9 protein-coding genes are annotated in these 15212 nt (G+C 73.0%); 3 read left to right on the forward strand and 6 right to left on the reverse strand.

What is annotated here, in order from left to right; translation table 11 throughout:
- Nucleotides 1–168: 168 nt before the first annotated feature.
- Both CCN51_RS07450 and CCN51_RS07455 read right to left on the reverse strand, forming a co-directional pair.
- Nucleotides 169–3153 carry a putative bifunctional diguanylate cyclase/phosphodiesterase gene (locus CCN51_RS07450; RefSeq protein WP_014176153.1) on the reverse strand — a complete coding sequence of 995 codons (2985 nt, stop codon included), beginning with the start codon at nucleotides 3151–3153 and terminating at the stop codon, nucleotides 169–171.
- Nucleotides 3154–3429: 276 nt separating this feature from the next.
- Nucleotides 3430–4440, reverse strand: a complete 1011-nt coding sequence (locus tag CCN51_RS07455) for a 2-hydroxyacid dehydrogenase (RefSeq protein WP_014176154.1) — start codon at nucleotides 4438–4440, stop codon at nucleotides 3430–3432.
- 73 nt (nucleotides 4441–4513) lie between these two features.
- Here CCN51_RS07455 and CCN51_RS07460 point away from each other — a divergent pair, with 73 nt between their 5' ends.
- The 3 genes from CCN51_RS07460 to CCN51_RS07470 all read left to right on the forward strand — a co-directional run bounded on the left by CCN51_RS07460 (nucleotide 4514) and on the right by CCN51_RS07470 (nucleotide 7334).
- Nucleotides 4514–5512: an aldo/keto reductase gene (locus CCN51_RS07460; RefSeq protein WP_043486690.1), complete on the forward strand. Its 999-nt coding sequence runs from the start codon at nucleotides 4514–4516 to the stop codon at nucleotides 5510–5512.
- 373 nt (nucleotides 5513–5885) lie between these two features.
- A complete protein-coding gene (locus CCN51_RS07465; RefSeq protein WP_014176156.1) occupies nucleotides 5886–7067 on the forward strand; it encodes a PQQ-dependent sugar dehydrogenase in 1182 nt (393 codons plus the stop codon).
- A gap of 81 nt (nucleotides 7068–7148) precedes the next feature.
- Complete coding sequence (locus CCN51_RS07470) at nucleotides 7149–7334, forward strand: DUF6191 domain-containing protein (RefSeq protein ID WP_014176157.1); 186 nt, start codon at nucleotides 7149–7151, stop codon at nucleotides 7332–7334.
- Nucleotides 7335–7516: 182 nt separating this feature from the next.
- Here CCN51_RS07470 and CCN51_RS07475 read toward each other — a convergent pair whose 3' ends face one another.
- The 4 genes from CCN51_RS07475 to CCN51_RS07495 all read right to left on the reverse strand — a co-directional run.
- Nucleotides 7517–10726, reverse strand: a complete 3210-nt coding sequence (locus CCN51_RS07475; protein ID WP_078610437.1) for a helix-turn-helix transcriptional regulator — start codon at nucleotides 10724–10726, stop codon at nucleotides 7517–7519.
- A gap of 152 nt (nucleotides 10727–10878) precedes the next feature.
- Nucleotides 10879–11136, reverse strand: a complete 258-nt coding sequence (locus tag CCN51_RS07480) for a hypothetical protein (RefSeq protein WP_043486694.1) — start codon at nucleotides 11134–11136, stop codon at nucleotides 10879–10881.
- A gap of 71 nt (nucleotides 11137–11207) precedes the next feature.
- Nucleotides 11208–12407 (reverse strand): MFS transporter, encoded by a 1200-nt coding sequence (locus CCN51_RS07485; protein WP_014176160.1) that lies wholly within the window; start codon nucleotides 12405–12407, stop codon nucleotides 11208–11210.
- Between the two features lie 936 nt (nucleotides 12408–13343).
- The coding region (locus CCN51_RS07495; RefSeq protein ID WP_086859379.1) for an MMPL family transporter at nucleotides 13344–15212 on the reverse strand (1869 nt) is incomplete at its 5' end.

The following is a 15212-nucleotide window of genomic DNA, read 5'->3' on the forward strand; positions in this document are numbered from 1 at the left end:
GCATGTGCCAGTGCAACAAAAAACCCCTCGTGCCGTAAGGCAAGCGAGGGGAGCGCGCCGGAGAGGTCCGCAGGGCTTATGAGGTGGCCCTGCTCAGCCGACGCGCTTTCCAAGTACGAGAATTCGGGTGCGCATGGCTCCGACCCTCCCCCCGGCGCGTATCAGGTGTCAAGTGGGTGGGACGGGCGTCTCAGTATTTGAGCGGGACGGCGGATGTGTGTGGGACTCCGCCCGCCGCGGCCCGTGACCCGCACCATGCCCGGCGCCATGTCCCGCCGGGTGCGGCGCGCCATGCGCGGCGATATGACCGAGGTGGCGGGTCGGCAGCGGGCCACCCACCAGTACGGGGCTTTCCGAGCGCGACACGGGGTACGAGCCGCGGTTGAGCGCGCGGCGCAGCCGGTGCTCGTCGAGCGGCCCGGAGAAGGCCGTCCCCTGGGCGTGGGTGCACCCCATGGCCCGCAGGGCGACGATCTGCTCGGGCAGATCGACCCCCTCCGCGAGGGACTGCATGCCCAGGTCACCGGCGATCCGCAGCATCCCCGAGGTGATCTTGTGCAGCCGGGAGGACTCGACCACGCCCTCGACCAGCCCCCGGTCCAGTTTGAGCATGTCGATGGGGAGCCTGCGCAGTGCCCGGATCGCGGCATATCCGCTGCCGAAGCCGTCGAGGGCGATACGGACGCCCAGCCGCCGCAGCGCGCTCAGCCGGTGCTCCAGCTCGTCGAGCGACACCCGCGGATCGCTGTCGGTCAGCTCAAGGATCAGCGCGCCGGAGGGCAGGCCGTGTCGGGCCAGCAGGGTCTCGACGCTCTTCGGCGGCATGGACTTGTCCACCAGGCGGCTCGAAGGGAGCCGTACGCACACCGGGACCGGAAATCCGTCACGGCGGCGCTCCGCGGCCTGCTCGACGGCCGCCTCCAGCGTCCAGCGGGCCAGCTCGGCGGTGCGGGCCGCGTCCTCGCCGCCGCCCCGGCCCCCGTCGCGCGCGCTGTCGCGACCGCTGTCGGCGACCCGCAGGAACTCGGCCGGGGTGAACAGGATGCCCTGCGCCGAACGCCAGCGGGGCTGGGCGGCGACGGCGGTGATCCGGCCGCCGCCGAGCTCGACGACGGGCTGGTGCAGCAGGACGAACTCGCCGTCGTGCAGGGCGGTGCGCAGCCGGGTGGCGAACTCGGCGCGGCGCGTCACATCGGCCTGCATCTGCGGTGCGTAAAGCTCGACCCGGTTCTTGCCCGCGGACTTGGCGCGGTACATCGCCAGGTCGGCGTTGCGCATCAGTTCTCCGGGGCCGATGCCGGGCTCGGCGAAGGCGACGCCGATGCTGGCGGCCACCCGGACCTCGGTACCGCCGACGACCTGATAGGGCTGGGAGAGCCGGGCGCGCAGCCGGTCGGCGATCTCCAGGATGCGGCATTCGCGGGCGGCGGGGTCCCGGTCGCCGTCGCCGAGGATCAGCGCGGCGAACTCGTCGCCGCCGAGCCGGGCCGCGCAGTCGCCGGACCCGGAGCGCACGGACTCCTGGAGCCGGCGGGCCGCCTGGACCAGCAGCTCGTCGCCCGCCTGGTGGCCGACGGTGTCGTTGACGGCCTTGAAGCCGTCGAGGTCGATGAAGAGCACGGCGGTGCCCGCGTCGGTGCGCCGCCGCCCGGCCAGCGCATGGCGGACCTGCTTGGTGAACAGGGAGCGGTTGGGCAGGTCGGTGAGCGGGTCGTGCTCGGCGCTGTGCTGGAGCTGGGCCTGCAGGCGCACCCGCTCGGTGACGTCCCGGCTGTTGAAGATGAGGCCGCCGTGGTGGCGGTTGATCGTCGACTCCACGTTGAGCCAGTCGCCGGAGCCGGAGCGGAAGCGGCACTCGATGCGCGTAGTGGGCTCCTCCCCCGGCGAGGCGGCCAGGAAGCGGCGGACCTCGTGGACGACCGGGCCCAGGTCCTCTGGGTGGATGAGGGAGGCCAGCTCGGAGCCGACCAGCTCGTCCGCTTCGCGGCCGTAGACCCCGGATGCGGCCGGGCTGACGTAGCGCAGGATGCCGGTGGGCGCGGCGATCATGATGACGTCGCTGGAGCTCTGCACCAGGGAGCGGAAGTGGTTCTCCTTCTCCGCGAGCTCCTGGGTGAGCGTGATGTTGTCCAGCAGCATGATGGCCTGACGGACGACGAGGGCGAGCACGACCGCGCAGGCGGTGAAGAGCATCACCCCGTCGATCGGTCGGCCGTCCATCACGTTGAAGAGGATCCCCAGGGTGCAGACGGCGGCGGCCAGATACGGCGCGAGGGCGGCGAGCGAGCCCGCGCTGCCGCGGCTGGGCTGCGCCGGACGGCGGAGCGCGGCGGCGGGCGGGGCCTGAGCGGCCTCGCGCCGGGCCACCCAGGGGGCGTACGCGAGCAGTATGGAGCCCGCGAACCACCCGGCGTCAAGGATCTGTCCGGAGCGGTAGTGCTCGCGCAGCAGCGGCGAGGTGAACAGCGCATCGCACAGCACGGTCAGCGCGAAGGCGGCGATCGCGGTGTTGATCGCGGAGCGGTTGGCCGAGGAGCGCCGGAAGTGCACCGCGACGACCATGCTGATCAGCACGATGTCCAGCAGCGGATAGGCCAGCGAGAAGGCCCTGCGCGCCACGGGCTCGCCGCCCCCGCCGAACTGGGCGGCATGCGCGAGCGCCAGGCTCCAGGACAGGGTCAGCAGCGAACCGGCGATCAGCCAGGCGTCCAGGGCCAGACAGATCCAGCCGGCGCGGGTCACCGGGCGCTTGGCGAGCACCAGCATGCCGACGATGGCGGGCGGGGCGAAGAGCAGGAAGCAGAAGTCGGCGGCCGAGGGGCTGGGCACGGGACGGCCGAGCACCACCTCGTACCAGCCCCATACCCCGTTGCCCAGGGCGGCCATGAAGGAGGACGCCGCGAACAGCAGCCAGGCGGGGCGCAGCCGCCCGGAGCGCACACGCCCGTACCACAGGCAGGACACGGCGGCGGCCAGGGCGGCGGCGCTCAGGCCGAAGTCGCCCATGAACAGGGCCAGTTCGGGGGAGCCCCAGCCGAGCGCCGCACCCGCCGCGTACGCGCCGCACACAACGACGAGCAGGACCTGGGGCAGCAGCCCCGCCCCGCCGCCGGACACCGACGGCCGGGCGAGCACCGCTCCGGTGGCGCTCACCGGACGGCCTTCGAATGCCGCGCGGAAACGCGGGAAGCTACCAATCGACGCCTGAGTCGCGTCGGGTCGTCGGTCCATCGGCCATACATCGCCCGTCGCCCCCCTCGAGTTCCGGTCCATCGCTGACGCCGTCAGGTCAGTGGCGCAGCCCCCGCTCGGGACGATACACCAGACTGGTCACTCAGGGACATAGGCCATCTACGCACCGTAACCGACAACGGCGTTGTTTATACGGAGTGCAGTCATACCGTGTCTGTATGTGGCGCCACGGGCATTTCATCCGGTCGTTGTGACGATATGACTGAGCGGTTCACCGGCCGCGAATCGGCGCAGCTGGTCGCGCAGCAGCCGCTTCGCGCGGGGCAGGAAGGCCGACGACGGACCGCCCACGTGCGGGGTGATGAGCACTCCTGGAGCGTGCCACAGCGGATGCCCGGCGGGCAGCGGTTCGGGGTCGGTCACATCCAGCGCGGCCCGCAGCCGGCCCGTCTCCAACTCCGCGAGCAGCGCCTCGGTGTCGACCACCGGACCGCGCGCGACGTTCACCAGCAGCGCGCCGTCCTTCATCCGGGCCAGGAAGTCTGCCCCGGCCAGGCCGCGGGTGGCAGGGGTGAGCGGCGTGACGAGCACCACCACATCGGCTTCCGGAAGCAGTCGGGACAGATCGTCGATCGGGTGCACCGGACCGCGCTCGGTCGTGCGCGGGGAGCGCGCGACGCGTAGTACCCGCTCGCACTCAAAGGGCACAAGCCGGTCCTCGATCGCACTGCCGATGGATCCGTAGCCGACGATCAGCACGGACTTGTCCGCGAGCGCGGGACGGAAGCCCTGCTTCCACTGCCCGGCGTCCTGGGCGCGTACGAAGCCGGGGATGCCGCGCAGCGAGGCGAGGATCAGGGTCAGGGCCAGCTCTGCGGTGCTCGCATCGTGCACCCCGCGCGCGTTGCACAGCCGTACGCCGGGGGGCAGCTCCGCGATCGCGGGCTGCACATGGTCTATGCCGGCGGTGAGGGTCTGCACGACGCTCAGGTTCTTCATGGCCGGCAGCGGCCGCACGCCCTCCTTGTTCTTCATGTACGGCAGGCAATAGAACGCGCAGCGGGCGGGGTCGGTGGGGTAGTCGGACTCGCCGTCCCAGTGGGCGTATTCCAGGCCGTCGGGGAGCCCGTCGATCTCGTCCGCGGGGAAGGGCAGCCACGCGAGGGGGCGCGAGGTGTCGGACGGCGGGCCGGACAGCGGGCTGTCGGGGTGCGGCTTGTCGGGGTTGTCGCTGTGATCTGCGCTCATGCCTGGAGGCTATTGGATCAGGGGGCGCACTCAGACGTTAGTTTGGTGCGGGAAACGGGAGGGGTCAGGCCAGGTGGAGCGCAGGAGAATCGGAGCGGGGTCGCTCGAGGTGGGCGCGATAGGCCTCGGGTGCATGCCCATGAGCTGGGCTTACACCGCTTCGCGGCGCAGCGGCGAGGACTCGGTACGCGCCGTGCACGCCGCGCTCGACGCGGGCGCGAGCCTGCTGGACACCGCCGATATGTACGGGCCGTTCACCAACGAGCGGCTGGTGGGACGGGTACTCAAGGAGCGGCGCCGGGACGCCTTCGTGTCCACCAAGTGCGGGCTGCTGGTGGGCGAGACGCATATCGTGGCCAACGGCCGCCCCGGCTATGTGAAGCGCGCCTGCGACGCCTCGCTGCGCCGGCTGCAGACCGACGTCATCGACCTCTACCAGCTGCACCGGGCCGACCCGGAGGTGCCGATAGAGGAGACCTGGGGCGCGATGGCGGAGCTGGTCGCGGCGGGCAAGGTGCGGGCGCTGGGGCTGTGCGCGCTGGGGGCGCGGGCGCAGCGGCGCGCCGGGGCCGGGATGCACGACGCCACGGTGCGCCAGCTGGAACGGGTGCAGCAGGTCTTTCCGATCAGCTGTGTGCAGGCGGAGCTGTCGGTGTGGTCGCCGGAGGCGCTGGAGGCGCTGGTGCCGTGGTGCGCCTCGCGCGGGGTGGGGTTCCTGGCCGCGATGCCGCTGGGGAACGGCTTCCTGAGCGGGACGCTGACGCCGGGGCAGGGCTTCGAGCCGGACGACGTACGGGCCAGACATCCGCGCTTCACGGCGGAGATGATGGCGGCGAACCAGCCGATCGTGGCCGGGCTGCGCCGGGTGGCGCGGCGGCACGGGGACTCGGTCACGGCGGCGCAGGTCGCACTGGCGTGGCTGCTGGGGCAGGGGCGTCATGTGGTGCCGGTGCCGGGGACCAAGCGGGAGCGGTGGGCGGCGGAGAACTGCGCGGCGGCCGAACTGCGGCTGACGGACGAGGACTTCGCGGAGATAGCGGCGCTGCCCCCGGCGCAGGGGTCGTGGGACTAGGCCCTGTCGTCAAAGGGGGCGCCCTGCTCCCGACGCCTGGCACGGCGCCTCGCTGCGTTGTCGCACCGCCCGAGTACGCCCAGTACGAGGACGATGCTCCGCCTTGCGATCCACCGCGCCAGACGCCGCTCGCGGCCGGACGCCCCCTTTGACGACAGGACCTAGCGGTGGTGTGGCCGGGGCTTGTTGTGGCTGTGGGGCGGATGGCGGGAGGCGCGTGGCCGGGGGCCTGTGCGGCCCGGGAGTTTGTGTGGCGGGGGCTGACGGGGGCTTCGCCTGCGGGAACCGGCGGCGGGGCTGCGGTGTATAAGAATCAGTGCCGTGCCGAGGCACATGTGCCCACGGAGAGGAACCGAAGGTGCGACGTCCTGGTGTGACCACTGTGCTCGCCTCCGCTGCCGCGTTGCTGCTCGCGGCGGGCTGCTCGTCCGGTGATGGCGGGCCGAACCCCTTCGGGGGCCGCACAAGCGCCTCCGGCCCCTCGAAATCCGGGTCCGGTGGCGACTCCCCGCCCTCGGGAGGGCTTTCCTCCTCCCCCTCTTCCGCGCCGGCCGCCCCCAGCAAGGGCACGGCGAAGGTGGTCCGCACGCTCACCACCAAGCTGGACTCACCGTGGGGGCTGGCCCCGCTGCCCGATGGAAATCTGCTGGTCGCCTCGCGCGACACGGGCAAGATCTTCAAGGTCGACGGGACCAGCGGGCAGAAGACGGAGGTGGGCTCGGTCCCGGGCGTCTCCCCCAGCGGCGAGGGAGGGCTGCTCGGCCTGGCGGTCTCCCCCGACTACGGGGCGAATCCGATGGTGTACGCGTACTTCACCACCGCATCGGACAACCGCATCGCCCGCATGTCCTACGACGACAAGCGCCCCGCCGGCGCCCAGCTCGGCGCCCCGGACACGATCTTCAAGGGCATCCCCAAGGGCGCGATTCACAACGGCGGCCGGATCGCCTTCGGCCCCGACAAGATGCTCTATGCGGGCACGGGCGAGACCGGCGACCGCGAGCTCGCCCAGGACCAGGATTCGCTCGGGGGCAAGATTCTGCGGATGACCCCGGAGGGCGAGCCGGCCCATGGCAATCCTCAGGCCGACTCGGTGGTGTATTCCTATGGCCACCGCAATGTGCAGGGCCTGGCCTGGGACATGGACAAGCGGCTGTGGGCCGCCGAGTTCGGGCAGGACACCTGGGACGAGCTCAATCTGATCCAGCCCGGCAAGAACTACGGCTGGCCCGAGGTCGAGGGCAAGGCCGACAAGGAGGGGTTCGTCGATCCGGTCGAGCAGTGGAAGCCGAAGGACGCCTCGCCCAGCGGTATCGCATACGCCAAGGGCTCGATCTGGGTGGCGGGGCTGCGCGGGGAGCGGCTGTGGCGCATTCCCTTGGACGGCGCCCGGCCTGCGGGGAAGCCTCAGTCGTTCTTGGACGGGAAGTACGGGCGGCTGCGGTCGGTGGTGGCGACGGACGACGGCGGGCTGTGGGTGACGACAAGCAATACGGACGGGCGCGGGAAACCAGGGAAGGAGGACGACCGGATTCTGAAGCTGAAGATCTCCTGACGGGAAGGTCCGCTGGGCGGAAGGTCACACAACGGACCCGGGGGGGATCAGCGGGGCAGCGCTTAGACTGGCGGGAGTCGTTTGCCCCTGGGGGTCGCCGTGTTCAACATCATCGAGGAACTGTTCTCGCCGGGCCGTAAGAACACCGAAGAAGAGCGCAACCGGCTGGAGTTGACCGTGGACGACGTGGGCAACGGCGACAACCCGTGGAAGGGGCCGATCGACCTGGATTCCGGCCAGGTGATCATCCGCCCCCGCCAGGGCTGAGACCCGCCGAGTCTGAGCCCGGCCTGGTCAAGCCTGAGCCCGGCCCGGCCAGACCTGACCCCGGATCCGCCGGGCCTGCCCCAGCCCGACCCCGACCAGAGCCCAGTCAGCCAGAGCCCGGTCGGAGCGCAGCCGCCACGCCCCCGGCGCGCGCCCTCGGGAGCGGGTCGGTGCGCGTCGGCTCAGCGTGCGGCCGCCTCGTCCGCCAGACCGTCCACCAGCCTCAACCGGTGTGCCACCGCCGCCGCCTCGCCACGGCCCGAGACCTCCAGCTTGGCCAGGATGTTGGACACATGCACGCTCGCCGTCTTCGGCGAGATGAACAGCTCCTCGGCGATCTGGCGGTTGCTGCGCCCCAGGGCCACCAGCCGCAGCACATCACGCTCGCGAGGGGTGAGCCCAAGGGCCTCGGCGGGGTCGGTGGGCTCGGCGGCAGGGTCCGGCCGGCTGGTCGCGGTCGCGGGGAGGGCGGCGAGCGGGGTGGATACGGGGCCGGAACCGGGGCCGGCGCCGGATCTGGGGCCGGAGCCAGGGCTGGAACCAGGACCGGCGGGCAGCGGGAGCCGGGCACGACGGGCCAGCAGTTCGATCCCCTCGCGCAGCGGGCGCGCCCCCAGCCGGGTCGCCGTGGTGTGTGCCGCCGCCAGCGGCTCGGCGACCCGCTCGCGGGCCGCGCCGGAGCTCAGCAGCGCCTCCGCCCAGCGGAAGCGGGCCCGGGCCAGGGGGTGCGGGCGGTCGAGCCGCTGGAAGGCGGTCACGGCGCCCGCCCAGCGGTCGGCGTCGTCGTGGCCCTCGGCGCGCGCCAGTTCGGCGTCCAGCAGCAGGCCGTAGGCCCGCCACACCGGCACCGGCTGCGCCAGCCGCTTGGCGGCCGCCCGGATCCGGGCCAGCGCCTCGGCCCGGCCGGGCTCGGCGGCGGGCAGCCCGCGGGCGTCCGCCTCGGCCGCGGCGGCGGCCACCAGCAGCGGCCAGGTGTAGCGCTGCATGCCGATGCGGAGGCCGTCCTCCAGTGTCTGGTCGACAAGCTCGCGGACCTCCAGGATCCGGCCACGGGCCGCAGCGAGTTGGAGGAAGAGATGGGTCAGCGGAATGGAGAACTGCGGCTCGGGGATGAGGTCTTCCTGCTGCGCCCGGGCCACCGCCAGCTCGCGCTCCGCGGTGTCCCAGTCGCCCCGCGCCAGCGCCAGCCGGGCGAAGCGGTTCAGTGCGATACGGCACGACTTGTTGCCGATCGCCAGGCGCCGGGTGGTGACCGCGGCCTCCTCCGCCTCGGCCCAGCGGCCCAGCGACAGCAGCGACTCGGCCATGTTCCCGAACACCCACGCCAGGGAGTCCGGCAGTCCGAAGCGGTCCAGTATCCGCACGCCCTTCTCGGCGACCTCGACCGCCTCGGCCGACCGGCCGAGCCCCTCGAGCCCGGAGGTCAGATTGACGAAGCAGCGCCCCACGATGCTCACATCGCCCATCTCGATGGCGGCCTCACTGACCTCCCGCATCTCGGCGAGGCCGCCCTCTGTGTCCCCGGACTCGGCCTTGAAATAGCCCAGCGTCAGCCGGGCGTGGAGCTCGGTGCTCCGGGCGCCGACCAGCCGGGCCAGCTCCACGGCCCGCTCGGCCACCGCGAAGCCGTCCGGCCCGTGCTTGCGGACCATGCTCCAGCCCGCCGCCTGCGCCAGCACATCGGCGTGCACGGCGGACGGTGGCAGTCCGCGCACCAGCTCCTCGGCCCGGCCGAGCTCGGCCCAGCCGTCGGCGCGCCCCAACGACCCCACCAGCTTGGACTTCTGGGTCCAGAACCATGCGGCCCGCAGCGGGTCCTGGCGCTCGTCCAGCGTGCGCAGCGCCCGGTTGGTGACGGTCAGCGCCCGCTCCCGCTGCCCGGACCTGTTCGCCGCCACCACGAGCTCGGCCAGCAGGTCCAGATGGCGCAGCGCCTCGTCGTCGCAGCCGCACGCCGGGTACGCCTCGGCGTAGTCGAGGGGGCGCTGCGCCTGGCGTATCTGCTCGGGGACGTCCTCCCACAGCTCCATGGCGCGCTCCAGCAGCCGCACCTGCTCGGCGTGCGCATACCGCCGCCGGGCCTCGACGGAGGCCCGCAGCACGGCGGGCAGGGCCTTGGCCGGGTCGTGGGCGTGGTACCAGTAGCTGGCCAGCCGGGCGGCGCGCTCATCGCACCGCACCAGCGCGGGCTCGGCCTCCAGCGCCTCCGCGTAGCGCCGGTTGATACGGGAGCGCTCGCCGGGCAGCAGATCGTCGGCCACCGCCTCGCGGACGAGGGCGTGGCGGAAGCGGTAGCCGCTGTCGTCGCCCGAGGGCCGCAGGATATTGGCGCCGACGGCGACGCGCAGCGCGTCGATGAGGTCGTCCTCGCCGAGCCGGACGGCCGCGCGCAGCAGTTCGTACTCCACGGTGGAGCCGCCCTCGGCGAGGATGCGCACCACCTGCTGGGCCTCCTCGGGCAGCGCCTCGACCCGCACCAGCAGCAGATCGCGCAGCGATTCGCTGAGCCCCGTGGAGCAGCCCTCGCTGATGCTGCGGGCGATCTCCTCGACGAAGAAGGCGTTTCCGTCGCTGCGCTCGAAGACGCGGTCGACCAGCGCCCGGTCGGGCCGGGCGCCGTAGATCCCGGCTATCTGGGCGCGGACTTCGGAGCGGTTGAAGCGCGGCAGCTCGATACGGCGCACGGCCCGCATCCGGTCGATCTCAGCGAGGAAGGGGCGCAGCGGGTGGCGGCGGTGGATGTCGTCGGAGCGGTAGGTCGCGACGACCAGCAGCCGGGCGCTGATCAGGGAGCGGAAGAGATAGCCCAGCAGCTCGCGGGTGGAGCGGTCGGCCCAGTGCAGATCCTCGACCACGACGACCAGCGTCCGGTCGGCGGCCAGCCGCTCCAGCAGCCGGACGGTGAGCTCGAAGAGCCGGGCGCGGCTGTCCTCCTCGCGCGATTCGCGGGCCGTCTCGCCCAGTTCGGGCAGCAGCCGGGCCAGCTCGCCCTCCTGCCCGGCGACGGCCCGGTCCAGTTCGTCCCCCAGCTTGCGGCGCAGCGAGCGCAGCACGGTGGACACGGGGGCGAACGGCAGGCCGTCCACGCCGATTTCCACGCATCCGCCGACCGCGGCGATGGCCCCGGCGGCGGTGGCCCCGATCAGGAACTCGTCCACGAGCCGGCTCTTGCCGACCCCCGCCTCCCCTCCGACGAGCAGCACCTGCGGCTCGCCCGCGGCGGCGCGGGCGAGCGCGTCGGTAAGGGTGGACAGTTCCTCGGCGCGGCCGACGAACACCGGGCTGACTGAGGTGTGGTGCACGCCGTCGAGGATCGCACAGGGGTCCGACAGCGGGGTAAGGGTTTGAGCTGCGCCTTGCGCCACAGTCGCGGCCGCGACTGTGGCGCCCATGGCAGTGGTGGCCACGACGTGAGCGATATCACGAACCCCCGCGGTACGCGGCACCCCCGCAGTAGGCGGGACCCCTGCGGTACGCGGCACCCCCGCAGTGCACGGCACCCCCGCGCTACGCGGTACGGGCAGCACGGCGCGCGGCCAGGCCGTCAGGCCACGGTGCCGTACGCCCGCGGCGTACGGCCGCCGTCCTGCCGGTCCGCACTCCTCACCCGCCTCCCGGGTTCATCGGCGGCGGATCGGCCCCTGCCCTCGCGCCGGGCCTCGCGGGCCAGCCGGTACGCGGCGGCCTCGCGCAGCGCCTCGGCCTCGCGGATCTTGAACAGTTCGTGGTGGAACATGGTGTTCTCCTCGGTGACGTAGGTGGCTCGGTGACGGATTCCCGTATGTGACGGGGTCTTCAGCACCCCTCCACCTTCGCCCTCAAGGGGGGTCCCCCACATCGGGCGAGTGCCCGATCTTCGCCCGCCCCGGGGCCTTAGGCCTCCAGGGCCTCACCCTCCGCAGGGGCCTTAGGACGTCCCTCCGGCCTTAGGCCCGGCGCCAGCGCCAGGGTGACCGCGAGGGAGGCCGCCGCCATGACGGCCATCGCCGTCGCGGGCGAGGTGTGCTGGGCGACGGCGCCCGCGAGGGCGGCTCCGACGCCCTGCATGGTGAGCATGCCCGAGGAGTGCAGCCCGAGCGCGTGCCCGCTCAGCTCCTCGGGCGTCAGCGCCATCAGCCGCTCCTGGAGCAGCAGGCTCGCCGCGTAGCCGACCGAGGCGAGGGTGACCGCGGCCACGGCGAGCGGCAGCGCCGGGTGCAGGGCGAAGACCAGGTACGGGGCGGCGAGCAGCAGCCGCAGCGGGGCGCCCAGCCGCTCTCGCCACCGGGGCGGTACGAACCGGCCGGTCACGGTGTCACCGATGAGCATGCCGAGGGCGGCGCAGGCCAGCAGCAGCCCCGCGTTCCGGGGCGCGTAGGGGACGAAGAGGGATTCACAGCCGACGATCAGCCCGTTGGGCACCCACAGCGCGAGATAGACATAGCGGCGCGGTACGGAGGACCACAGCCGGGCGTTGTCGCGCCAGGTCGCGGCGATCGACGGCCGCCCGGCGGCGCGCGGCGGCCGTCGGCTGAGCCCGAAGCGGGCGACGGCCGCGGCGGCGAGGTAGAGGGCGGCGGCGGTGAGCAGGGTGCCGCGCGGCGACACAGCCGTCACCAGTACGCCGCCGACGGCGTAGCCGCAGATCTGCGTGGTGCCCGCGGACATGTTGAGCACGGAGCGGCCGAGCAGATAGCCCTCCCGCGCCAGGATCTCGTTGAGCAGCCCGGACCGTACCCCGCCGCCCAGCGAGGCGGTCGCCCCGAGGGCGAGGAGGACCGCGAAGAGGGCCGCCGTCGGCAGGCCGGGGACGGCCTGAAGGGCGGTGCCGAGGGCGAAGAACAGCGACAGGCCGCAGATCGCCGCGCGCGGCGGCAGCCGGTCGGCGGCCGACAGCAGCAGCGTCGCGCCGACCACCTGGGCCAGGTTGGGGCCGAACATGCTGAGGGCGGACAGCAGCGGTGAGCCGGTCGCCGCGTAGACCAGCGTGCCCAGGGCCAGTCCGCTCACCGTCGAACCGGCCACCTGCAGGGTGCTGGTGAGGAAGAGCGGGGTGAACTCCGGTGCGGCGAAGAGCTCTCGGTAGGTGCGCATGGCCCGGAGTCTCAGCGGTCCCCGCCCGGGGCCGTTACAGTTTCGCGCGGACGCGAAACGATGGGCTGGGCGAAACCATGGGCTGGTGGCTGGTCAACGCGGACACGCTCGCCGGGAGCCGGTTCGTCGTCTCACCGCTCGCCGAGGCCACCGCGGGCCTGATCTCCCTGGAGCGGGGCGTGGCCGGGCACCCGGGCGAGCGCGCCTGGCTCGACGCCCATCTGCCCGCCTACCGGGCGCGGCTGTCCGGCGATCCGCTCACCGCGCTGACCGTACGGGCCGCTCTGGGGCACCGCTGGCTCGCGGACTTCCTCACCCCCACACCCACCGGCGAGGGCGAGCCGGGCTTCGAGGAGGAGCTGGTGCGGATCCGCGAGACCCCGCCCGAGACCGCCCGCGCCAATCTGGCCGTATCGCTGCGCGGTCCGCTCCCCGACCCGCTGCGCCGCTCCGATCTCGCGGAGCGCTGCGCCGATGTCCTGGAGTGGGTGTGGACCGAGACGGTGCTGCCCACCTGGCCCCGGCGTCGGCGGATCATCGAGGCGGATGTGGTGGCGCGTACGGCGCGGCTGAGCCAGGGCGGCTGGGCGGCCGTGCTGAACGCCATGCGGCCGGGGATGCGGTGGCTCGGGGAGAGCCGGCTGCAGATCAATCTCTACGACAACCCGCCGCGGGAGATCTCGGGGGCGCGGCTGCTGTTCGTCCCGGTGACCCCGTACCAGGGCTGGGTCTCCTGGGACGCTCCGCACCGTTATGCGGTGGTCTATTCCTGTTCGGGTGCGCTGGCCGAGGCGGACCGGGCCTCGGTGCCCGAGTCACTGGGCCGACTGCTCGGCCCGGCCCGGGCGGCCGTCCTCGTCCTGCTCGACACCCCGAAGAGCACGACGCAGCTCGTCGCCCTGACCGGTCAGGGGCTGGGGTCGGTGGGCCGCCATCTCAAGGTGCTGCTCGATGCCCGCCTGGTGCGGCGGCGGCGTGCGGGGCGGTCGGTGCTCTACTACCGGACGGCCGCGGGTGAGGTACTGGTGAAGGCTCAGGGGCAGGGTCAAGGGCAGGGGCAGGATCAGCGGGGCGCGGCGCCTCGATGCTGATCCTCGGCAGCCAGCGGTCCAGCCGCCGCGGCAGCCACCAGTTGGCCCCGCCCAGCAGATGCATCAGGGCGGGCACGAGGAGCGTACGGAGGACGAAGGCGTCCAGGGCGACGGCGGCGGCCAGGCCGATGCCGAACATCGCGATGATCCGGTCGCCGCTGAGTACGAAGGCCGAGAAGACGGCGATCATGATCACGGCGGCGGAGTTGATGACCCGGCTGGTCTCGGCGAGGCCGACCCGCACCGCGACCCGGTTGTCGCGGGTGCGCCGCCACTCCTCGTACATCCGGCTGACCAGGAAGACCTGATAGTCCATGGACAGCCCGAAGAGCACCGACACCATGATCACCGGCAGGAACGGCTCGATCGGACCGGCTCGGCCGAGCCCCAGCAGCTCGCTCCCCCAGCCCCACTGGAAGATGGCGACGACGACGCCGAAGGACGCGGCGACGGCGGCCACGTTCATGACCGCCGCCTTGACCGGGATGCCGATGCTGCGGAACGCGAGCAGCAGCAGGACGCTGCCGAGGCCCACGACCACGCCCACGAACAGCGGCAGCTTTCCGACGATCACCCTCGCGAAGTCGTCGTAGCCCGCGGTCAGCCCGCCGACGTACACCTTGAGCGAGGTGGCCTCCGCGGCCTTCGGCAGCACGTCATCGCGTAGCCGGGCGACCAGTTCCGAGGTGGCGCGCGACTGCGGGGCGGTCTCGGGGACCACCGTGATCAGCGCCGTATCGCCGCTGGTGCTCAGGACGGACCCGCTCACCGAGGCGACGCCCTCGATGCCGCGCAGGGTCTCGGGGAGCTTGCCGAAGGCGACTCGGTCGGCGGCGTCGTCGATGCGGCCGACGAGCGTCAGCGGACCGTTGAAGCCGGGCCCGAACCCCTCGGCGAGCAGGTCGTAGGCGCGCCGGGTCGTCGTGGAGGCCGGATCGTTGCCCTGGTCGGAGGTGCCCAGGCGGAGCGAGAGCGTGGGCAGCGCGAGGACCAGCATCAGGACGACCGCGACGGCGGCGAGCAGCTTCGGGCGCCGCTCGACCAGGGCCGACCAGCGGGCCGCGAATCCGCCGCGGGCCCTGGTCCGCGGCCCGTGCGCGGCCAGCCGGCGCCGCTCGCGGCGGCTCAGGGCGCGGGGGCCGATCAGCCCGAGCAGCGCGGGCAGCAGGGTGACCGAGGCGGCGACGGTGAGCAGAACGGTCAGCGCGGCGGCGACCGCCACCCCGTTCAGGAAGCTCAGCCGCAGCACCAGCATCCCCAGCAACGCCATGCACACGGTCGCCCCGGCGAAGATCACCGCGCGCCCCGAGGTGGCCACCGCGCGCCGGGCCGCCTCGTCGACCGGCAGCCCGGCCTTGAGCCCCTGGCGGTGCCGGGTGACGATGAACAGCGCGTAGTCGATCCCCACGCCGAGCCCGATCAGCGTGCCGAGCATGGGCGCGAAGTCGGCGACGGTCATGGCGTGGCCGAGCAGCCCGACGCCCGCGTACGCGGTGCCCACGCCGACCACCGCGGTGGCGATCGGCAGCAGCGCCGCCGCGAGCGAGCCGAAGGCGAGGAAGAGTACGACGGCGGCCGCGGCAACCCCGATGGCCTCGCTGAGGTGGGCCGAACCCGTCTGCTGGGCCGCGCCGATGCCCGCGCCGCCCATCTCCACCTCGAGCCCGTCGGCCGCCGCGGCGCGGGCGGTGTCGAGGACCTGGCGGACCTGGGA

The sequence above is a fragment of the Streptomyces milbemycinicus genome (assembly GCF_002154605.1).
GTDB lineage: Bacteria > Actinomycetota > Actinomycetes > Streptomycetales > Streptomycetaceae > Streptomyces > Streptomyces milbemycinicus.

Bases quoted from the DNA above. Each gene is read 5' to 3' on its own strand.
- CCN51_RS07485 (WP_014176160.1), bottom strand. From the start codon at position 12,407: ATGCGCACCTACCGAGAGCTCTTCGCCGCACCGGAGTTCACCCCGCTC.
- CCN51_RS07475 (WP_078610437.1), bottom strand. From the start codon at position 10,726: ATGGGCGCCACAGTCGCGGCCGCGACTGTGGCGCAAGGCGCAGCTCAA.
- CCN51_RS07455 (WP_014176154.1), bottom strand. From the start codon at position 4,440: ATGAGCGCAGATCACAGCGACAACCCCGACAAGCCGCACCCCGACAGC.